20 protein-coding genes are annotated in these 19293 nt (G+C 64.6%); 9 read left to right on the top strand and 11 right to left on the bottom strand.

What is annotated here, in order from left to right; genetic code table 11:
* Positions 1–223: 223 nt before the first annotated feature.
* Complete coding sequence (locus FXV83_RS25255; protein ID WP_148742278.1) at positions 224–3733, top strand: PAS domain-containing hybrid sensor histidine kinase/response regulator; 3510 nt, start codon at positions 224–226, stop codon at positions 3731–3733.
* 54 nt (positions 3734–3787) lie between these two features.
* On the opposite strand, the gene FXV83_RS25250 is transcribed toward FXV83_RS25255, so the two are convergent.
* Positions 3788–4459, bottom strand: coding sequence for a response regulator (locus FXV83_RS25250; RefSeq protein ID WP_148742276.1), 672 nt, complete (start codon positions 4457–4459; stop codon positions 3788–3790).
* Between the two features lie 343 nt (positions 4460–4802).
* Here FXV83_RS25250 and FXV83_RS25245 point away from each other — a divergent pair, with 343 nt between their 5' ends.
* Complete coding sequence (locus FXV83_RS25245; protein WP_187436142.1) at positions 4803–6428, top strand: MFS transporter; 1626 nt, start codon at positions 4803–4805, stop codon at positions 6426–6428.
* Positions 6429–6505: 77 nt separating this feature from the next.
* On the opposite strand, the gene FXV83_RS25240 is transcribed toward FXV83_RS25245, so the two are convergent.
* Both FXV83_RS25240 and FXV83_RS25235 read right to left on the bottom strand, forming a co-directional pair.
* Positions 6506–6985, bottom strand: a complete 480-nt coding sequence (locus tag FXV83_RS25240; protein WP_148742272.1) for a secondary thiamine-phosphate synthase enzyme YjbQ — start codon at positions 6983–6985, stop codon at positions 6506–6508.
* A 147-nt stretch (positions 6986–7132) separates the two neighbouring features.
* Positions 7133–7654 (bottom strand): hypothetical protein, encoded by a 522-nt coding sequence (locus FXV83_RS25235; protein ID WP_148742270.1) that lies wholly within the window; start codon positions 7652–7654, stop codon positions 7133–7135.
* On the opposite strand from FXV83_RS25235, the gene FXV83_RS42990 reads away from it, so the two are divergent.
* From FXV83_RS42990 to FXV83_RS25205, 6 genes are all read left to right on the top strand, one after another.
* Positions 7542–7877 carry a hypothetical protein gene (locus FXV83_RS42990; protein ID WP_187436145.1) on the top strand — a complete coding sequence of 112 codons (336 nt, stop codon included), beginning with the start codon at positions 7542–7544 and terminating at the stop codon, positions 7875–7877. The genes FXV83_RS25235 and FXV83_RS42990 overlap by 113 nt on opposite strands.
* A 135-nt stretch (positions 7878–8012) precedes the next feature.
* Positions 8013–8387 (top strand): AtpZ/AtpI family protein, encoded by a 375-nt coding sequence (locus FXV83_RS25225; protein WP_148742268.1) that lies wholly within the window; start codon positions 8013–8015, stop codon positions 8385–8387.
* Positions 8388–8500: 113 nt separating this feature from the next.
* On the top strand, positions 8501–9250 hold the full coding sequence (locus FXV83_RS25220; protein ID WP_148742265.1) for a F0F1 ATP synthase subunit A: 750 nt from the start codon (positions 8501–8503) through the stop codon (positions 9248–9250).
* Positions 9251–9303: 53 nt separating this feature from the next.
* Positions 9304–9534 carry a F0F1 ATP synthase subunit C gene (locus tag FXV83_RS25215; protein ID WP_007599451.1) on the top strand — a complete coding sequence of 77 codons (231 nt, stop codon included), beginning with the start codon at positions 9304–9306 and terminating at the stop codon, positions 9532–9534.
* Between the two features lie 59 nt (positions 9535–9593).
* On the top strand, positions 9594–10160 hold the full coding sequence (locus FXV83_RS25210; protein ID WP_148742263.1) for a F0F1 ATP synthase subunit B family protein: 567 nt from the start codon (positions 9594–9596) through the stop codon (positions 10158–10160).
* A 5-nt stretch (positions 10161–10165) separates the two neighbouring features.
* Entirely contained in the window at positions 10166–10651 is a 486-nt protein-coding gene (locus FXV83_RS25205; RefSeq protein ID WP_148742261.1) for a F0F1 ATP synthase subunit B family protein, read from the top strand.
* Positions 10652–10853: 202 nt separating this feature from the next.
* Here FXV83_RS25205 and FXV83_RS42985 read toward each other — a convergent pair whose 3' ends face one another.
* The 5 genes from FXV83_RS42985 to FXV83_RS25180 all read right to left on the bottom strand — a co-directional run bounded on the left by FXV83_RS42985 (position 10854) and on the right by FXV83_RS25180 (position 16172).
* A complete protein-coding gene (locus tag FXV83_RS42985) occupies positions 10854–11507 on the bottom strand; it encodes a hypothetical protein (protein ID WP_187436141.1) in 654 nt (217 codons plus the stop codon).
* A 145-nt stretch (positions 11508–11652) separates the two neighbouring features.
* Complete coding sequence (locus tag FXV83_RS25195; RefSeq protein WP_148742259.1) at positions 11653–12240, bottom strand: GNAT family N-acetyltransferase; 588 nt, start codon at positions 12238–12240, stop codon at positions 11653–11655.
* 38 nt (positions 12241–12278) lie between these two features.
* Positions 12279–13568 (bottom strand): M16 family metallopeptidase, encoded by a 1290-nt coding sequence (locus FXV83_RS25190; protein ID WP_148742257.1) that lies wholly within the window; start codon positions 13566–13568, stop codon positions 12279–12281.
* A complete protein-coding gene (gene thrC, locus FXV83_RS25185; protein ID WP_187436140.1) occupies positions 13565–14983 on the bottom strand; it encodes a threonine synthase in 1419 nt (472 codons plus the stop codon). Before thrC ends, FXV83_RS25190 begins: the two co-directional genes overlap by 4 nt.
* A 544-nt stretch (positions 14984–15527) precedes the next feature.
* The gene (locus FXV83_RS25180) at positions 15528–16172 is read right to left on the bottom strand and encodes a response regulator transcription factor (RefSeq protein WP_148742253.1); all 645 of its coding nucleotides are present in this window, start codon (positions 16170–16172) and stop codon (positions 15528–15530) included.
* 86 nt (positions 16173–16258) lie between these two features.
* On the opposite strand from FXV83_RS25180, the gene FXV83_RS25175 reads away from it, so the two are divergent.
* On the top strand, positions 16259–17599 hold the full coding sequence (locus FXV83_RS25175; protein ID WP_148742251.1) for a histidine kinase: 1341 nt from the start codon (positions 16259–16261) through the stop codon (positions 17597–17599).
* On the opposite strand, the gene FXV83_RS25170 is transcribed toward FXV83_RS25175, so the two are convergent.
* The 3 genes from FXV83_RS25170 to FXV83_RS25160 form a co-directional block, all read right to left on the bottom strand.
* Positions 17596–17961 (bottom strand): nuclear transport factor 2 family protein, encoded by a 366-nt coding sequence (locus FXV83_RS25170; protein ID WP_148742249.1) that lies wholly within the window; start codon positions 17959–17961, stop codon positions 17596–17598. The genes FXV83_RS25175 and FXV83_RS25170 overlap by 4 nt on opposite strands.
* 104 nt (positions 17962–18065) lie before the next feature.
* A complete protein-coding gene (locus FXV83_RS25165; RefSeq protein ID WP_148742247.1) occupies positions 18066–18824 on the bottom strand; it encodes an SURF1 family protein in 759 nt (252 codons plus the stop codon).
* The gene (locus FXV83_RS25160; protein WP_148742244.1) at positions 18821–19222 is read right to left on the bottom strand and encodes a DUF983 domain-containing protein; all 402 of its coding nucleotides are present in this window, start codon (positions 19220–19222) and stop codon (positions 18821–18823) included. The genes FXV83_RS25165 and FXV83_RS25160 overlap by 4 nt, the downstream gene beginning before the upstream one ends.
* Between the last annotated feature and the right edge of the window lie 71 nt (positions 19223–19293).

The following is a 19293-nucleotide window of genomic DNA, read 5'->3' as shown; positions in this document are numbered from 1 at the left end:
CTCTCCGTTCCCTCCCCCCTTGCGGGGGAGGGTCAGGGAGGGGGGTGCCACACGGGGACTCTCTCGTCGGATCCGAGAACGCCGCGCGCTCAGGCTTAACGACAACCCCAGCTCCTGCCCCAGCACGGCATTTCGCTGTCGCTTGCGCCTGCCCAACGCGCTAGATTTGCTGGGAAAATGAGATCGGGCGCGGAGCTGTCGCGCCCTGGGAGAGCCCGACGCAATGCTCCACGACTGGGGCGTGATCGCCGCCGCCTTCGGCTATATCGGCTTTCTGTTCCTGGTGGCGAGCCACGGCGACCGCCGCTCGCTGGCCGGGCGCGGCCGTGCTTCCGGGCTGATCTATCCGCTGTCGCTGGCGATCTATTGCACCTCCTGGACCTTCTTCGGCTCGGTGGGCTTTGCTACCCGCACCTCGACCGACTTCCTCGCGATCTATGTCGGCCCGATCCTGATGATCGGGCTCGGCACTGGCGTGCTCCGCCGCGTGATCCAGCTCGCGAAGGCTCACAACATCACCTCGATCGCCGACTTCATCGGCGCGCGCTATGGCAAGAGCCAGGCGGTGGCCGCAACAGTGGCGCTGATCGCGATCATCGGCTCGGTGCCCTACATCGCGCTGCAGCTCAAGGCGGTCGCCTCCTCGCTCGAAACCATTTTGAGCGAGGACCAGGCGTTCTCCCACATCCCGATCCTCGGCGACGTGGCGCTGGTGGTGACGCTGGCGATGGCGGCCTTTGCCGTGCTGTTCGGCACGCGACAGACCGACGCCACCGAGCACCAGCACGGCCTGATGCTCGCGGTCGCAACCGAATCCATCGTCAAGCTGGTGGCCTTCCTCGCCGCCGGCATCTTCGTCACCTTCTGGATGTTCTCGCCGCACGAACTGATCGAACGTGCCATGAAGACGCCGGAGGCGATGCGCGCGATCAACTATTCGCCGTCGATCGGCAACTTCCTCACCATGACGCTGCTGTCGCTCTGCGCGATCATGCTGCTGCCGCGCCAGTTCCATGTCAGCGTGGTCGAAAACTCCTCGGATGCCGAGGTCGGCCGCGCACGCTGGCTGTTTCCGCTCTATCTGGTCGCGATCAATTTGTTCGTGATCCCGATCGCGCTCGCGGGTCTCGTCACTTTCCCGTTTGGCGCCGTCGATCCTGATATGTACGTGCTGGCGCTGCCGATCGAGGGCGGCGCGAACCTGCTCAGCGTCGCCGTCTTCGTCGGCGGCCTGTCGGCCGCAACCGCGATGGTGATCGTCGAATGCGTCGCGCTCTCGATCATGGTCTCGAACGACCTCGTGGTGCCGCTGGTGCTAAAACGACGGCCGGAAGGGCGCACCGGCGGCGCCGATTTCAGCGACTTCCTGCTGCGCTCGCGCCGGCTCGCGATCTTCGCCATCATGGTGATGGCCTATTTCTACTACCGCGCGCTCGGCAACACCCAGCTCGTGGCGATCGGCCTGCTCTCCTTTGCCGCCATCGCCCAGTTGGCACCAAGCTTCTTCGGCGGGCTGTTGTGGCGGCGCGCAACCGCGCGTGGCGCCATCGGCGGCATGTTGGTCGGCTTCGCGGTTTGGCTCTACACACTGTTCATTCCGAGTTTCATGGACACCTCGACTTCAGGAATCCTGTTGCTCCAGCACGGGCCGTTCGGGATCGAGGCGTTGCGGCCGCAGGCGCTGTTCGGCGCCGACCTGCCGCCGCTGATGCATGGCGTCATCTGGTCGCTCTCGCTCAATATCCTCACCTATGTGCTGCTGTCGTTGGCGCGGCGGCCGAGCTCCATCGAGCTGGTGCAGGCCGATCTGTTCGTGCCCGACACGCTCGCCCCGATCTCTCCGAACTTCCGCCGCTGGCGCACCACCGTCACCGTGCAGGATATCCAGACCACGGTCGCGCAATATCTCGGTCCCGACCGCGCCCGGCATTCGTTCGAGGCGTTTTCGGCCCGGCGCAATGTGCGGCTGGAGCTCGCGGCGCCCGCTGATTTCGAGCTGTTGCAGCACGCCGAGCACCTGATCGCCTCGTCGATAGGCGCGGCCTCCTCGCGCCTCGTGATGTCGCTGCTGCTGCGCAAGCGGACGGTTTCCGCGAAAGCGGCGCTGAAGCTGCTCGACGATTCCCATGCGGCACTGCATTTCAACCGCGAGATTCTCCAGACCGCGCTCAACCACGTGCGCCAGGGCATCGCGGTGTTCGATGCCGACCTGCAACTGATCTGCTCCAACCGGCAGTTTGGCGATCTCCTCAACGTGCCGCCGCACTTCATCCAGTTCGGCACGCCCTTGCGCGAAATCCTGGAATTGATGGGCGTGAGCGAACCGGCCGATCCGATCGAGCGCGAGGCGATGCTGGAGCGCCGGCTGGCGGCCTACACCACCGACAGCGAGCCCTATCTCGAGCGCCTGCCCGACCGCCATATGGTGATCGAGATCTTGACCAACCGCATGCCCGGCGGCGGCTTCGTGATCACCTTCACCGACGTCACGCCGACGTTCGAGGCGGCTGAAGCGCTGGAGCGCGCCAATGCAACGCTGGAAAAGCGGGTGCGCGACCGCACCGAGGAGCTGACCCGGCTGAATTCGGAGCTGGCGCTGGCCAAGAGCGCGGCCGAAGACGCCAGCATCTCCAAGACCCGCTTCCTGGCGGCAGCCAGCCACGACATCCTCCAGCCGCTGAACGCGGCGCGGCTCTATGTCACCAGTCTGGTCGAGCGCCAGCATAGCGGCGAGGAGACGCGGCTGGTCGAGAACATCGACGAGTCGCTGCAGGCGATCGAGGAGATCCTCGGCGCGCTGCTCGACATCTCGCGGCTGGATGCCGGCGCGATGACCACTTCGATCTCGAGCTTCAAGATGGCCGATTTGATGCGCTCGCTGGAGATCGAGTTCGCGCCGATCGCGCGCGCCAAGAACCTGGAGCTCGCCTTCGTGCCCTGCTCCCTCCCGGTCGAGTCGGACCGGCTGCTGCTGCGGCGGCTGCTGCAGAACCTGATCTCCAACGCGATCAAATATACCCCGCGCGGGCGCGTGCTGGTCGGCTGCCGCCGCCGTGGCGCCTCGCTCAAGATCTGCGTCTACGACACCGGCGTCGGCATTCCACAGATCAAGCGCGGCGAGATCTTCAAGGAATTCCACCGCCTGGAGCAGGGCGCACGTATCGCGCGCGGACTGGGGCTCGGGTTGTCGATCGTCGAGCGGCTGGCGCGCGTGCTCAACCACGGCATCGCCATCGACTCCAATGCGAGCGGCGGCTCGGTGTTTTCGGTGACGGTGCCGACCGCGAAGGCGATTACCCACACAGCCGCCGTGACCAGCGCGACGCCGCTCGCACGCACGCCGATCTCGGGCGCTCTGATCGTGTGCATCGAGAACGATGCCGCGATCCTCGATGGCATGCGCACGCTGCTGAAGGCCTGGGACGCCGAGGTGATCGCGGTGGCCGATCCCGAGGGCGCGATCGCCGCCATCGAAGCCGCCGGGAGACGGGTCACTGGCCTGCTCGTCGACTATCACCTCGATCGTGGCAACGGCATCGCCGCCATTCGCGACATCCGCCGCCGCTTCGGCGACACTATCCCGGCGATCCTGATCACCGCCGACCGCAGCCCCGCCGTGCAGGTGGCCGCGCGTGATGAAAAGGTCGCGGTGCTCAACAAGCCGGTCAAGCCGGCCTCGCTCCGCGCGCTGCTCGGTCAGTGGCGCACGCAGCAGATGGTGGCGGCGGAGTAGGCTGGTGTCATTTCATGGCCCGAGCGAAGCGAGCCCGGATAACAACAGCAGTTGCTACCCCGTCGGGGTGCCCTGCCTCCACTGCCCGCCGGCGATCTTCGCGGCGGCGATCACAGCCTGGGTGCGGCTTTCGACACCGAGCTTTTGCAGAATCGCCGAGACATGGGCCTTGATGGTGGCCTCGGAAACACCGAGCTCGTAGGCGATCTGCTTGTTGAGAAGGCCCTCCGACAGCATCATCAGAACCCGCACCTGCTGCGGCGTCAGCGTCACCAGGCGGTCGCGCAGCCGGGTCATGTCGGGGTCGGCGGCGCCCGACAGATCGGTGTCGGCGGGAACCCAGACATCTCCCTCCATGACTTTGAGGATCGCATCGCGCAGCGTCTCGACCCCGAAGCGCTTCGGAATGAAGCCGGAGGCGCCGAAATCGAGCGAGCGGCGGATCGTGGCGCTGTCGTCGGAGGCCGAGACAATGACCACCGGGATCGCAGGATATTGCGCGCGCAGATAGATCAGGCCGGAAAAGCCTGAAATCCCGGGCATCGAGAGGTCGAGCAGGATCAGGTCGACATCGGACGTCTGCTCCAGGAACTTGGTCAAATCCTCGAACGATCCGGCCTCATCGATCTTGGCCGAGGTCAGGACGCCGGCCACCGCCTGCCGAAGCGCATCGCGGAATAGCGGGTGATCATCGGCGATGATGAGATGGGTCGAGGGAGCGTTCATCGATCTCTTGCTATCGTTCGCGCGGGGCCAGTCAGCCGAATCCGGGTCGGCTCAATTCTTCCCCGACCGGCCGTGGCATGCAAGTGCACATTATCCCTTTGTAGCAAAGGGGTTAATCCACAAGCCGCGTGCTACTGCGCGGCACCCAATACCCGCGCATCATGCGAGCGTCGGTGCGCAAGGCCGAAAGTCGTATTGGGGTCGGTTTCACGGCGATGTTACTTTAGTGGCAAGGCCCTGGTCGATCCGGGAGGATCCGGACGTCGGGGACATGAGGAAACACGTTTCGGGGAGCGATCGCAACATGTCGACAATGGCTGTGTCTCAGGCGCGCACAGGAGGTATGACGAAGGACGAACGTTTCGTCATTCTCGCCTCCTCGCTCGGTACCGTCTTCGAGTGGTACGACTTCTACCTTTACGGATCGCTGGCTTCGATCATCGGCGCGCAGTTCTTCTCGGCCTATCCGCCGGCAACGCGCGACATCTTCGCGCTGCTGGCGTTTGCTGCGGGCTTCCTGGTCCGCCCGTTCGGTGCCATCGTGTTCGGCCGTATCGGCGACATCGTCGGCCGCAAATACACCTTCCTTGTCACCATCCTGATCATGGGTCTGTCGACCTTCATCGTCGGCCTGCTGCCGAACGCCGCGACCATCGGCTTCGCAGCTCCCGTGATCCTGATCGCGTTGCGTCTCGCCCAGGGTCTCGCCCTCGGCGGCGAGTATGGCGGTGCGGCCACCTATGTCGCCGAGCATGCGCCGAACGGCAAGCGCGGCTACTACACCTCGTTCATCCAGACCACCGCGACGCTCGGCCTGTTCCTGTCGCTGCTGGTGATCCTGTTCACCCGTTCCGCGATCGGCGAAGCCGATTTCGCTGCGTGGGGCTGGCGCATCCCGTTCCTGGTCTCCGTGCTGTTGCTCGGCGTCTCGGTCTGGATCCGTCTCCGCCTCAATGAATCGCCGATCTTCCAGAAGATGAAGGACGAGGGCAAGAGCTCGAAGGCGCCGCTGACGGAGGCCTTCGCCAACTGGAAGAACGGCAAGCTCGTGCTGCTCGCGCTGCTCGGGGGCACGATGGGCCAGGGCGTGGTCTGGTACACAGGCCAGTTCTACGCGCTGTTCTTTCTGCAATCGATCCTGAAGGTCGACGGCTACACGGCGAACCTGCTGATCGCCTGGTCGCTCCTGTTCGGCACCGGCTTCTTCATCGTGTTCGGCGCGCTCTCGGACAAGATCGGCCGCAAGCCGATCATCCTCGGCGGCTGCCTGATTGCGGCGCTGACCTTCTTCCCGATCTTCAAGATGATCACCAGCAATGCCAATCCGGCGCTGGAGAAGGCGATCGAGGCAACGAAGGTCGAGGTGGTGGCCGATCCCGCGGGCTGCGGCGACCTGTTCAACCCGGTCGGTACCCGCGTCTTCACCTCGCCATGCGACACGGCACGCGCCTTCCTGTCGCAGTCGTCGGTCAAGTACGCAACAACCAGCGGCGCGGCCGGCTCCGGCGTCAAGGTCGTCGTCAACGGCAAGGACGTGGCCTACGCCAATGCCAAGGACAGCAACCCGGCGGTGCTCGCTGCGGTGCAGGCGGCCGGCTATCCCAAGACGGGTGACGCTGGCATCGTGAAGATGTCGAATCCGTTCGACATCTTCCGCCCGCAGGTCGCAGCGATCATCGGACTCTTGTTCATCCTGGTGATCTTCGTCACGATGGTCTACGGGCCGATCGCGGCGATGCTGGTCGAACTGTTCCCGACCAAGATCCGCTACACCTCGATGTCGCTGCCGTATCACATCGGCAACGGCTGGTTCGGCGGCCTGTTGCCCGCGACCGCATTCGCGATCGTGGCCTCGACCGGCGACATCTATGCGGGCCTCTGGTATCCGATCGCGTTCGCGGTGATCACCGCAGTGGTCGGCTTCCTCTTCCTCCCCGAAACCAAGGACGTCGACATCAAGTCGAACTGATCGCAGGATGCCGGCGTACGACGCCGGCTCCACGGACTACAAACCGGCCGCAGGCACCTGCGGCCGGTTTTATTTTGTCATCGCGACGCGCCGATAAATTGCAGCACGACCTCGCGCCGATGCGGGCGGATACGATGCTCGATCAGATAGATCGCCTGCCAGGTGCCCAGCGCAAGCGCGCCACCTAGGACCGGTACCTGCAACGAGGTCCCTGTCAGCATGGTCTTGATATGCGCGGGCATATCGTCCGGCCCTTCGGTGTCGTGAGTCCAGCCTGCATCTTCATCGTCCGGCGCGAGCCGCGCCAGCACCGTGGTGAGATCAACGAGCACGGAAGGATCGGCATTCTCCTGGATTGTCAGCGACGCAGAGGTGTGCCGGATAAACAGCGTCAGCGCGCCGTCCCGCGCATGAACGTCGGCGATGAACTTCGCAGCTTCGGGCGTGAGGTCGATGAAGCCGCAGCCTGAGGTCTGCACCGTCAGCGTCGCAGTGCTGACGCTCGTGGCGTGCACAGTCGACGGTGTCGAGCGGGTCTGCGCTTTGGTTGAGGTCATGAAAGCTCTCGATGCGTTTCCCCGGCAAAGGCCGGGGCACATACTCCCAAATGCCTGACGTGGCGAAAGGTGGCGACGCGCATCTGGAAAACAAAGACGCCGCGGCGTATGGGTTCCGGCCTACGCCGGGATGCCGCCGCAGACAATTCAAATCTTCCCCGACACGTCCTTCTGGACGCGGCTCGCCATGTCGATCAGCCGCCGCCAGGCCTTTTCCAGGAACGACATCACGCGGTCGATGTCCTGGTCACTCGGCAGCGGGATCTCGATCTTGCGGTCACCGTCGGCAACCTTCGGCTCCGCCTTCTTCAACGGATCTGACTTCGGCAGCGCCTCGTCGACCTTGCCCGACACAGTCGGCCCGGTAGCGAGTTGGCCCTTCAGCTTGTCCACCTCGGCCTGGAGCCGGCCGATCTCGGCATCGAATGCAGCGCGCTCGTCGGGCACTGCGTAACAGGCCCAGTCGGTGCCGTTCTTCGTGCAGGTCGACATCGTGCCCGTGCGGGTGTCGAGCCGCAGCACGCCCTCCGGGATGGGCGTCATGGAATAGCGGCCATTGTCGCTGTCGGGCGTGGATTGCGCGGCAACGAGGCCGCCGCTGATTGCAACCAGGGCGGCGAGCGCCAAGGCTGCAAGCCATGATGTTGTGGATGATTTGGTTGGTCTCATCGCGCTCTCCGCCACGGCGCTGCTGCTTCTTTCCTGCAAGTCTACACCGCGGCGGCGGTATCCGCCGCCTAAACCGGTCAATGAAATCAACGGCCGCAGCGATCCTTTTGATCCCGGCGGCATGGCGAAATCTCGGCCGCATCGGCAGATCGCGCGGGCAGCTGCTGCGCTGCGGCGTCACGCTATGTGCGGCGCTGGCGCGCACGACAATATCATCAATTAAATCAAATGGATAATCGGAGACGACGCATTCGTGACCCGGCTTGACTTGATTATGTGTGCTCAGTATGGTCCGCGCGGCTTTTGAGGGTGGCGGACGTAATTTCCACTTGGGCGCGGCGTTTCGGGTCTTTGTTGCATGGCACAGAGCGCGGGACACGGCGAGAATGGAAACGGCGATAGATCGTCCGAGGAAGCTGCGCTTTCCGAACGGCTCGGAAGTCTTGACCAACGGTTGTCCGAATTACGCGACCGACGGATCAAGACCGAGCAACCCGCAGGTGACGGTGAAGACAGAGCGGCCAGAGCCTCGGCGATGGCGCTTGGTTTTCGGTTATCCTCCGAGTTGGTCGCCGGGGTCGTTGTCGGAGCGGGGATTGGCTGGGGTTTCGACCGCTTGCTGTCGACGTCGCCTTTCGGATTTATCGTGTTCCTGCTGCTGGGCTTCGTGGCCGGCGTGGTGAATGTGGTGAGAACGGCAGGTGCGGGTCAAAACAGGCGCGGTGGGTCGTAGCTGATCCGACAAGAGGAGAGGAACTGATCGTGCCGGCTTCGCCGGTACGGGCCGGCCCGGCCGGTAGACCGAGACCAGCCGGCTAGTCCGGCAGACCAAGAGATGCCGCGCTGATGAAAATCGATCCGATCCACCAGTTCAACATCGAGCCTCTTTTCACGATCGGCCATATCGGCAATCACACGATCGCCTTCACCAATTCGTCGCTCTACATGCTGGTGGCAGTGGTGGTGATCTCGCTCCTGATGCTCGCCAGCGGCACCCAGCTGGTTCCCGGGCGCCTCCAGTCGGTCGCCGAGATCTCCTACGAGTTCGTGGCGTCGACCATCCGTTCGACTGCCGGCTCGGAAGGCATGAAGTTCTTCCCGCTGATCTTCTCGCTGTTCATGTTCATTTGCGTCTCGAACCTGGTCGGGATCATCCCCTACACCTTCACGATCTCGAGCCATCTGATCGTCACCGCGGCGCTCGCGCTGCTGGTCTTCTTCACCGTCCTGATCTACGGCCTTTACAAGAACGGCCTGAAATTCTTCAAGATTTTCGTTCCCCACGGCGTCCCCATCTACATCCTGCCGCTGGTCATGTTCATCGAGATCCTGTCGTTCTTCCTGCGGCCGGTCTCCCACAGCGTCCGTCTCTTCGCCAACATGCTGGCCGGCCACATCGCGCTGAAGGTGTTCGCGGGCTTCGTCGCGATGCTCGGCTTCTCGCTCGGCGCCGTCGGTTGGATCGGCGGCGTGCTGCCGCTGGCGCTCACGGTCGCACTGACATCGCTCGAACTCCTGGTCGCGTTCCTCCAGGCTTACGTGTTCGCGATCCTGACCTGCATCTACCTCAACGACGCCATTCATCCGGGACACTGAGCGGTCCGGGGAGTTCCCACCCACAACCCAATCTTTCCTCCAAGGAGTCAAAAATGGATCCGGCAGCAGCAAAACTTATCGGCGCGGGCATCGCGTGCATCGGCATGGGCGGTGCGGGCGTCGGCGTCGGCGTGATCTTCGGTAACTACCTCGCCGCAGCCGTTCGCAATCCGTCGGCTGCTCAGGGCCAGTTCGGCAACCTGATCTTCGGCTTCGCCGTGACCGAAGCGCTCGGCATCTTCTCGCTGCTGATCGCGCTGCTGCTGCTGTTCGTTCCGCTCTGAGGACGTACTTCGCGCCGCTTCAACCGAAGCGGCGCACTTGACAGCAACAGGAGTACTCCATGGCTGAAAGTCATGGCGGCGCAAAGAGTCCGGCGGCGGGCGCTCACACCGAGGCTGACGGTGGTCACCACGGTAGCGGCTTTCCGCCGTTCGAGAGCAGCACCTTTGCCTCGCAACTGGTGTCGCTCGCGATCTTCTTCGTCGTGCTTTACGTGATCGTGTCCAAGCTCGCTCTGCCGCGCATCGGCGGTGCGATCGAGGCGCGTCAGAACAAGATCGAGGGTGACCTCGCCGAGGCGCAGAAGCTGAAGGACATGTCCGACGCGGCGCTGAAGGCCTATGAAAGCGAGCTCGCTTCGGCGCGGGCGCGGGCGCAGGCGATCGGCAACGAGACCCGCGATAAGCTGAACGCACAGGCGGAAGCCGAGCGCAAGGCTTTGGAAGATCAGCTGGCAGCCAAGCTCGCCGAGGCGGAGAAGACCATCGCCTCGACCCGCACGGCTGCGATGAGCAACGTCCGTGGCATCGCGGCCGATGCGGCGGGCACGATCGTGCAGCAGCTCACCGGCGTTGTTCCGGACGCTGCGTCGATCAATGCCGCCGTTGACGCGTCCTTGAAGGGTTAGTCGATATGTTCTTCGAACCTGAATTCTGGGTCGCCGTCGCCTTCGTCATCCTGATGGTCGTGTTCGCCTATCTCGGCGTCCACAAGACCGTGCTGACGACGCTCGATCATCGCGCCGCCCGCATCAAGGCCGAACTCGACGACGCAACGCGTCTCAAGCAGGAAGCCGCCAAGGTGCTGGCCGGCTACAAGGCCCGCAGCGCCACGGCCGAGCGCGAGGCCGCCGATATCATCGCCAACGCCAAGGCCGAAGCCGACCGCATTGCGGCCGACGCCAAGGTGAAGATGGAAGACTTCGTCGCCCGTCGCACCAAGACCGCGGAGGGCAAGATCGCGCTCGCCGAGGCCCAGGCGCTCGCCGATGTCCGCGCCGCAGCCGCGGAAGCCGCCGTCCAGGCCGCCTCCACCATCCTGTCGCAGTCGGTCAAGGGCCAGGTCGCCGACGACCTGCTCGCCAAGGGCATCACCGAGGTCCGGCAGAAGCTGAACTGAGGCGAGCTTCCCTCACCAATCAAAAAGCCGGCGCGATGAGCGCCGGCTTTTTTTCTTTGGCAAGATGCTTCCCTATCGTCATGGCCGGGCCTTGTCCCGGCCATCTACTTTCTTATCGCACGGAGCCAAGGCGTGGATGCCCGGGACAAGCATGACGAGTTTGCGGAACGACCCGCCGCCCAAACGCGCATCGGGCTGTACGCTACTTCTTCTTTCCCCGCGGCTTCGGTTCGGGCGACAGCGCCTGCGGATCGAAGCCAACGTAGAAGATGTAGGAATCTGCGACCGCCGCCGAGGGCATCGGGTAGGAGAGATCCTCGGCGACGAATGTGAAGGGCACGCTGCCGGCCTCCGACATCTCGACCTTAGTCCGGTAGGCCTTCGAGGCGATCACCTTTTCCCCGATGCCGCCCTGGACCACAGCGACGCGCAGGGGGACATCGACCGAGGTCGGCGCGCCCGCAGGACCTGCAATGACGCGGCCCTGGATGCCGACACGCACGGTGATGTCGCCGCCGTTGCGGGCGCATTCGCGCGCCATCTTGGTGATGGAGGCCTGGAAGCGAACGTCATTGCCGACCGCCTGCTTGCCGTTGGCACCAACCGCATAGGTCGACGCTCCGGCACGCACCGTAACCTGGGGACAATCGATCTCGTCGTCGGCTGGCGGCTGCCCCGGCGCGGGCGCCGGCTTCGACTGGGCCGGCTCGTCGGACGTGCCGCCGAACAAGCCCTTGAAGCGGTCGGTCAGCGACTGGGCCGCCCCCGGCGAGATCGTCGCACACGAGACCGACAGCGCCAGCGCGATCACCGAACCTCGCCGTAGCGCATTCCGCAATGATCGAAGCTCCTTCATGAACGCCTGTACTCCTTGACACGTCCCGGCTGATGCCAGCCGGCCCGCGCCGTTATATCGCCAAAATCGGCGATCCCAAGGCAGGAAGTAGAGCAGGAAACCAGAGGGCTGGAATGAGATTGATCTCGCGCATGAAGCCCCCGGCTCAGCCGCGGAAATCCTCGTGCAGCAGGCCGAACAGCAGGTGGTCCTGCCAGATCCCGTTGATGCAGAGATAGCGGCGCGCCAGCCCCTCTCGAGAGAAGCCACACTTCTCCAGCACCCGGATCGACGGTGCATTGGTGGGAATGCAAGCGGCCTCGACCCGGTGCAGATTGAGCTCGCCGAACAGCGTCGGCAGCAGCACCCGCAGCGAGGCCGTCATGTAGCCGCGATGCGCATAGGGCTGCCCGACCCAGTAACCGATAGTGCCGGCCTGCACGATGCCGCGCCGGACATTGGCCAGCGTGATGCCGCCGACCATGGCGCCGTCGAGCTCCCGGAAGACCAGAAAGGGATAGGAGCGGTCCGCGGCGATGTCCTCGGAATAGCGGCGCAGGCGACGGCGGAAGCCGGACCGGGTGAGATCATCCGACGGCCAGATCGGCTCCCAGGGCGTGAGGTAGTCGCGGCTGGTCTCGCGCAGGTGGGCCCATTGCAGGTAGTCCGACATCTGCGGCGCGCGCAGCAATAGCCCGTTACCGCGCGGCGCGAGGGCGGCGGGTCCACTGGATGGCAGGCGAAACAGGGCCATGGTGATGCTTCCCGAAGCGGGCGGCCCGTACGCGGCTCCTAATGCAGCCGCGCCTTGGCGCGCGCCCGGGTCAATCCTTCCGCAAAAGACACCGCCGTGTCCAGACCTCTTCCGCTGCCCAATGCAACAACGGCGGGCCGGCTGCGCGAAAGCAGTGCACGCGCAGCATCGCGGGTCGATTCGACGCTGACGGCGTCAATCCGGGCCACCAGCTCCTCCACCGTCTGCGGCCGCCCATAGGCCAGCACGTGTCGGGCGAGCTGCTCGGCGCGCGAAGAACAGCTCTCCAGAGCCATCAGCAGGCCGGCCTTCATCTGCGCCTTGGCGCGCGCGATCTCGGCCTCGGTCAGCGTCTCGACCGAATCATTCATGATGTCGATGACGACCTCCATCATCTCGGGGGCGTCGGCGGGATCGGTGCCGGTGTAGAGGCCGAAGAAGCCGGTATCGGTATAGGGCGCGTGGAAGGTGTAGATCGAATAGCAGAGGCCGCGCTTCTCCCGCACCTCCTGGAACAGCCGCGAGGACATTCCGCCGCCGAGGATGTTGGTGAACACCTGAAGCGAGAACAGCGACAAGTCGGTCTGCGGCACGCCTTCGAGCGCTAGCGTCAAATGCGCCTGCTCGAGCTCGCGATGCACCACCTTGGCACCGCCCTTGCCGAACTGTGCGGCTTGGGGCTTCGGGCCCGGCGTCGCCTCAAAACCCGCAAAGCGCATCTCGGCCTCGGCAACCACCTGCTGGTGGTCGACGGCGCCTGCGGCCGCCACCACCATGTCGGGTCCGCGGTAATGCGTCGACAGATAGCTGCGCAACGAGTCGCGGCTGAAGCCGCGCAAGGTCTTTGCGGTGCCGAGCAGCGAACGTCCCATCGGCTGGTCGGGATAGCAGAGCTCGTTGAGATGCTCGAACACGACGTCGTCGGGCGTGTCCTGCGCAGCACCGATCTCCTGCACGATGACGTTCTTCTCGCGCTCCAGCTCGTCCGGCTCGAAGGCGGGATTGGCGAGGATGTCGGCGAGCACGTCGAGCGCGAGCGGGACGTCGGCCTTCAGCACCCGCGCATAGTAGGACGTCGTCTCGGTCGAGGTACCGGCGTTGAGATCGCCGCCGACCGCCTCGATCTCTTCCACGATCTCACGCGAGGAGCGCTTGGTCGTGCCCTTGAACGCCATGTGTTCCAGCAGATGCGAGATGCCATGCTCGTTCGGCTTCTCGTCGCGGCCGCCGACGCCGGCCCAGACGCCGAGCGCTGCGGTCTCGACGTGAGGCATCTTGTCGGTGACGACGGTCAGGCCGGAGGCAAGCTTGGAGATCTCGACGCTCATCCGGCAACTCCCTGTTTTGCGGCACGGCTGACCGACAGCGCGAACCGCTCGACCTCTGCCTGATCGTTCTTCATCACCTTCATGTGCTCGGATTTGGTCATGAGACCGTCGAGCCAGGCCGGCAGTTGCGGCCGCTGGCCGCAGGCCGCCTCCACGGCATCCGGGAACTTGGCCGGATGGGCGGTCGAGAGCACGATGTTGGGCACGGTCGTATCGGTGGTGTCGCGATCGGCGACCGCCAATGCCACCGCGGTGTGGGGATCGACGAGTTCGCCCGCCTCGCGCCAGGCGACCCGAATCGCAGCCGCGGTCTCGGTCTCGTCGGCGCGCCCGGCGTCGAACTCGTCGCGGATCGCCGCCAGCGTCGCGTCAGGCAGCACGAAGCGCCCGGACTGCTTCAGCGAACCCATCAGACGGCGAACGCCGGCCGCATCGCGCCGGCCGGCCTCGAACAGCAGCCGTTCGAAATTTGAGGAGATCTGGATATCCATCGAGGGCGACGCAGTCGCGTGCACCTCGCGCACCTCGTAGATCCCGGTCTTGAGCGTGCGGGCGAGGATGTCGTTGACGTTGGCGGCGATGCGCAGGGTGCGTACCGGCAGGCCCATCCGCTTGGCGACGTAGCCGGCAAAGATGTCGCCGAAATTGCCGGTCGGAACGATGAAGTCAACCGCGCGCGCCGGTGCACCGGCGGCAACGGCGGAGGTGAAGTAGTAAACCACCTGGGCAACGATGCGCGCCCAGTTGATGGAATTGACGCCGGAGAGCGCCGTCGCGTCGCGGAAGCGATGGTTGTTGAACATCCCTTTCACGAGCGCCTGGCAGTCGTCGAACGTGCCTTCGATGGCCAGCGCATGCACATTGGCCGCGCCCGTCGTCGTCATCATCCGCCGCTGCACCTCGGAGATGCGGCCGTGCGGAAACAATACGATGAGATCGACATTCTCCAGCCCAGCAAACGCTTCGACCGCGGCACCGCCGGTGTCGCCGGAGGTCGCGACCACGATGGTGGTGCGCTGGCCCCGCTTGGCCAGCACATGGTCCATCAGCCGCGAGATCAGCTGCATCGCCACGTCCTTGAAGGCGAGCGTCGGACCGTGGAACAGCTCCAGCACGAACTGGTGCGGCGACATCTGGCGCAACGGCACCACGGCCGGATGTCGGAAGGTGGCATAGGCCTCGTTCGCCATGCGGCCGAGCTCGGCGTCCGTGATCTCGCCGCCGGCGAACGGACGAATGATCTCGACGGCAACCTCCCAATAGGGGCGGCCGAAGAAGCTCGCGATCGTCTCCGCCGAAAGCTGGGGCCAGGTCGCCGGCACGTACAGACCGCCGTCGCGAGCAAGCCCGGTCAGCATCACGTCGCAAAAGCCAAGTTCGGGGGCCTCGCCCCGGGTCGATATATAACGAGTCAATCTGCCCTCCAAAGGCCGGCCGCGCCTGCGCTCAAGCCGTAAGCCTTTGATTTCACGATGCTCCTGGTTCGCAGCCAGAGGCTTTGCGGCACCATAGAGTGTTTTGCGGCATCGGGAAACCGCTTCCCCGTCCGGGCTCGCCCGACGAAAAAGGGCTGCGGCGATACCGCAGCCCTTCTCTTGGAAGGTCTGTCGTTGTGTGCAGACCGGTTTGCCTCGTTCCGAAGTCGCCTACCCCTGAATTGTGCGCGCAACCTTTCGTCGCCCGTCATCGCGACGTCAAGAGCCAAACGCCAGGCTCCGCGCAAATGTTCCTGTTTTTCCCGATGTGTCACGGCCGCAACCGGCTGCCGCGAGCCGGATACTTGCTGCAAATTGCCATGCTTTCCCGATTTGAGGCGCCGATTGCGGAACGAACGCCGTCTCGACCCATTGTGTCGGCGGATGGCGTCCCTGTAGGCCACGCATTGCCCGGCCGAATAGCGGCACCGATCCGCCGGCCGAACCGGCTGCATCCTGGAGCGGCCGGTTCGGTCCTGACGGGTCAATTCATCCCGATTTCCACCGCGATCCGGATCAGATCGGAATGATTCTTGGCGCCGAGCTTCTGCTTGAGGAGGGACGTCGTGTTGGCGACCGTCTTGTAGGAGATGCCGAGCGCCTCGGCGACCTCGACGATCTTGTCGCCGCGTCCGAGCAGGCGCAGAATCTCGAGCTCCCGCGGCGTCATCTGCGAGGCCGGGTTGGCCTTGATCGCGGCGCCCGAAAACGTCACGGCCTCTGCAAGCTGCGGCGAGATGAAATTATCACCTGCGACCACCTTGCGCACCGCCTTGAGCAGGATTCTGGGATCGTCACCCTTGGAGACATAGCCCTGCGCCCCCAGCTCGACCGCCCGTACCACGAAGGCCGGGTCGTCGTTCATGCTGAACATGATGATTTTGGCGTCGGGATCATCCTTGCGGATCCGCCGCATCAGCTCGAAGCCCGAGACGTCGGGCAGGCTGATGTCGATCACGGTGACGTCGGGCCGCTTGCTGATATAGGCACGGTGCCCGGATTTGGCGTCGGACGCCTCGTCGATGCGGATCGAGTGGTCGGCCGCGAACAGGGTACGGCAACCGGACAGCACCACGGGATGGTCGTCGACGATCAGAACCTTGGTCGCCGGCTTGGCGGTATCTTGCATCGCGCACTCTCTTGTTTTTCGACTCATAGACCGGCGGGAACAAATGGAAAGAGCAAATCCGGCCGATGCGCGTTAGAATTGACCTAATGTGGCAAAGGCTATCCTTCAGGACGCAACTGTTTCTTCCGCTCGGCGTCAGCTTCGTGGCTGCGCTGATCATGGGCGGCGTGCTGCTCCTGGCCTTCGCAACAGGCCAACTGGCCGACGAGAACGAACCGGCCCGACGCTCGACGAAGACGCTGGCCGCCGCGCTCAACAACACCCTGCGTAGCTCGGGCAATCCGCAGCAGACGCTCGATGCATTCGCCCATTCCCTGGACACCTCCTCCGATATCCAATTCCGTGCCGCGGAGGCAGGTCCCGCATCCTCCCCGCGGGACGGCCTACGCAACCTGCATGGCGTCCCGCAATGGTTCATCGACCTCCTTACCATCCCGGACACGGACGCCGCGTCTCCGGTGATGATCGAGGGCAGGCGTGTCGGCGATATCGTGTTTCTGCCTGATCTGTCGGCCGACCTGTTCGAGAAATGGATCGGCTTCCTCGCGCTGACCGGCCTCGTCGCTGCGCTGATGGGGTTCACCGGAATCATCGCCTACATCTTCGCCGGTTCGGCACTGCGCCCCCTGCAAGATCTCGGCGATGGCCTCACGCGGATTCGGCGTGGCGATTACGCAAAGCCGATCCCGGTCGGGGGACCGCCGGAAATCCGGCAAAGCTGCGAGGAGGCCAATGCGCTGGCCGCAACGCTCGCGCAATTAAGCCAGGACAATCGCGACCTGTTGCACCGCCTGGTGTCGCTCCAGGACGACGAGCGGCGCGATCTTGCCCGCGAACTGCACGATGAACTTGGCCCGCTGCTGTTCGGTATCCGTGCCGGCGCGATCGCCCTGATCGAGGCCTCTCCTTTGGCGGGAAATCCCGGCAATTCTGCGCAACAGGTGCTGCAATCGGTCGAGGCGCTGCAACAGACCAACCGCCGCATCCTCGACCGGCTGCGACCGCTGTACATTGAGCAGTTGGGATTGGACACCAGCGTGCAGACGCTGCTGCAGAACTTCCGCAAGCAGGCACCGCATATCGGCCTGACGGAGGCGATTGATCCTGCGCTCAACGGGATCGACGGACCGCTGGCGCAGACAGTCTATCGCCTGATCCAGGAAGGGCTCACCAATGTGTTGCGCCACGCCGGGGCGAGCAATGCCCATGTCCAGGCCGCCATCACGGGTGGCGCACTCGCCATCGAGATCTCGGACGACGGCGGCGGCTTTCCCGCCGACAATGTGTTCGGCCGCGGACTGACCGGCATGCATGAGCGCGTGCGCGCGCTCAGCGGATCGCTGTCACTCCTGCGCGCGGACGAACGAACCTATGTGCGTTGCCGCCTGCCGGTCGAATCAACGCGAGACGCGGCTGCGGCCGGCTAACACGCGCAGCCATCGGGCGGATTCTGCTGCGCCGGCTCGCACAGCGTGCTGTGGATCTTGCCTTCCCGACTGAAGCGAAACGAGGCGTGGATGCGCAGCGAGCCTGCGACGGTATATTCGAGATCGACACCATGCGGCACGGGATTGATCTCCTCCAGGCCGAACCCTGCCGATGAGAAAGCGTTGAGCCGCGGTCCCCAATAGGTTTCGAGCTCACCTCGTCCGCGATAGCGCCGCGTGCCGTTGCAGGTGCATTCGAGCTGGGCGTCATCCGCATAAAGGTCCAGCAGGGTCGCAAGGTCGCCTTTCCGGCAGGCGTCCACCCAGTCGACGACAATTCCCATCTGATCGAAATCGCCCACGCCGCAATCCTGTCTGCCGCGGAAAATTTGATGCGGCTTAGGACCACACTCGTCAATGTCCGCTGAATAATAAACCCCGGGCGATACCGGGTTCCTCAGAGAACCTACGAAAGGCTGGATCGGCGTCCCCTGACCCAAACGCCGAACGCGATCAGCACAGCGCCTGCGAGGGTGAACCAGGTGATGGCGTATTGCAGGTGATCGTCCTTCAGATTCACGTCGAGCGGCCCGGGGCGGGGAATGCCGTTCTCGGGCGCCGGCAGCTCCAGGTCGACGTAGAATGGTGCGACCGCGCCCCAGCCGAGCGCGCCGGCCATCGCCAGATGATCGCGCACGAACCACAGCCGCTTGTCGCGGTTCTCGGCCGGCGTCAGCCAGCCCGGCGCCTCGGGGAAGCGAAGGTAACCGGTGAGCGTGACCGGCGCGCCGGTCGCGAGCTTCTTCACCGCGCGATCTTCGACGCTGCGATCCTGCATCGTGTTCTCGACGAATCCAACATCGATCACGACCATCTCGCCGGTCGAAAGCCGTGCCGGCAGGAAGGCCCAGGTGCCCGGACCTGATGCGTCCTTGCGAACCGCGGAGCCGGGGGAATACACCATCGCGTCCGGCATGGGGGCATACGTTGCGGTAAAGCTGACGCGGCGGAATTCGTCGCGCGCGGGATTTAGCGCGGTCCATTGCGCGGGCGGCGGCAATGCGACCGGCGCGTCCGCAAGACGCTCGGTGAGCGCGGCGATCAATTCGTGCTTTGCGGTGCGGCGGTGCAATTGCCAGACGCCGAGTGCGGTGAAGGCGGCAGTCAGGAGCAGCGTGAACAGCGCGAAGCCGGCCACGCGAGGCTTGCGCGCAGGCTCGTTCATTTGGCGCGGTCGACCAATCGGCCTGGCGCCGCCTTGTGGTGGAATTGCAGCGCAATCAACAGAGACTTCATGGCGCGCAGCGGCAGCAGCGTGGTGGCGAGGATCAGCGGCAGCCACAGCACCGCATGCAGCCAGTACGGCGGCTGATACTTGACCTCGACGACCAGCGCGCAGCCGACCACGATCGCGCCGGCCAGCATGATGATGAAGATCGCAGGGCCGTCGCCGGAATCAATGAAGGCGTAGTCGAGGCCGCAGTGGTCGCAGGCCGGGGCGAGCGTCAGGAAGCCCGCATAGAGCTTGCCCTGGCCACAACGCGGACATTTGCAGGCAAGCCCGCGCAGCGCGCTCCTCAGGAGAGTAACTTCGGTCTCGGATGTGCCGGCGGTTTCATTCATGATGCGGAGTCTAGCACAGTTTCTGCCGAACCTCCGGCGCGTAGAAAGCGAAAGGGCGGCCCTGCGACCGC

It is taken from the genome of Bradyrhizobium hipponense (assembly GCF_008123965.1).
Taxonomy (GTDB): Bacteria; Pseudomonadota; Alphaproteobacteria; order Rhizobiales; family Xanthobacteraceae; genus Bradyrhizobium; species Bradyrhizobium hipponense.
Note: the sequence above shows the minus strand (reverse complement) of the source record. Positions and strands in the feature narration are given on the sequence as shown.

Excerpts from the sequence above, each read along its gene's own strand:
- FXV83_RS25255 (WP_148742278.1), top strand. The coding sequence starts at position 224 with ATGCTCCACGACTGGGGCGTGATCGCCGCCGCCTTCGGCTATATCGGC.
- FXV83_RS25250 (WP_148742276.1), bottom strand. The coding sequence starts at position 4,459 with ATGAACGCTCCCTCGACCCATCTCATCATCGCCGATGATCACCCGCTA.
- FXV83_RS25245 (WP_187436142.1), top strand. The coding sequence starts at position 4,803 with ATGACGAAGGACGAACGTTTCGTCATTCTCGCCTCCTCGCTCGGTACC.
- FXV83_RS25240 (WP_148742272.1), bottom strand. The coding sequence starts at position 6,985 with ATGACCTCAACCAAAGCGCAGACCCGCTCGACACCGTCGACTGTGCAC.
- FXV83_RS25235 (WP_148742270.1), bottom strand. The coding sequence starts at position 7,654 with ATGAGACCAACCAAATCATCCACAACATCATGGCTTGCAGCCTTGGCG.
- FXV83_RS25225 (WP_148742268.1), top strand. The coding sequence starts at position 8,013 with ATGGCACAGAGCGCGGGACACGGCGAGAATGGAAACGGCGATAGATCG.
- FXV83_RS25220 (WP_148742265.1), top strand. The coding sequence starts at position 8,501 with ATGAAAATCGATCCGATCCACCAGTTCAACATCGAGCCTCTTTTCACG.
- FXV83_RS25215 (WP_007599451.1), top strand. The coding sequence starts at position 9,304 with ATGGATCCGGCAGCAGCAAAACTTATCGGCGCGGGCATCGCGTGCATC.
- FXV83_RS25210 (WP_148742263.1), top strand. The coding sequence starts at position 9,594 with ATGGCTGAAAGTCATGGCGGCGCAAAGAGTCCGGCGGCGGGCGCTCAC.
- FXV83_RS25205 (WP_148742261.1), top strand. The coding sequence starts at position 10,166 with ATGTTCTTCGAACCTGAATTCTGGGTCGCCGTCGCCTTCGTCATCCTG.
- FXV83_RS42985 (WP_187436141.1), bottom strand. The coding sequence starts at position 11,507 with ATGAAGGAGCTTCGATCATTGCGGAATGCGCTACGGCGAGGTTCGGTG.
- FXV83_RS25195 (WP_148742259.1), bottom strand. The coding sequence starts at position 12,240 with ATGGCCCTGTTTCGCCTGCCATCCAGTGGACCCGCCGCCCTCGCGCCG.
- FXV83_RS25190 (WP_148742257.1), bottom strand. The coding sequence starts at position 13,568 with ATGAGCGTCGAGATCTCCAAGCTTGCCTCCGGCCTGACCGTCGTCACC.
- FXV83_RS25180 (WP_148742253.1), bottom strand. The coding sequence starts at position 16,172 with ATGCAAGATACCGCCAAGCCGGCGACCAAGGTTCTGATCGTCGACGAC.
- FXV83_RS25175 (WP_148742251.1), top strand. The coding sequence starts at position 16,259 with ATGTGGCAAAGGCTATCCTTCAGGACGCAACTGTTTCTTCCGCTCGGC.
- FXV83_RS25165 (WP_148742247.1), bottom strand. The coding sequence starts at position 18,824 with ATGAACGAGCCTGCGCGCAAGCCTCGCGTGGCCGGCTTCGCGCTGTTC.
- FXV83_RS25160 (WP_148742244.1), bottom strand. The coding sequence starts at position 19,222 with ATGAATGAAACCGCCGGCACATCCGAGACCGAAGTTACTCTCCTGAGG.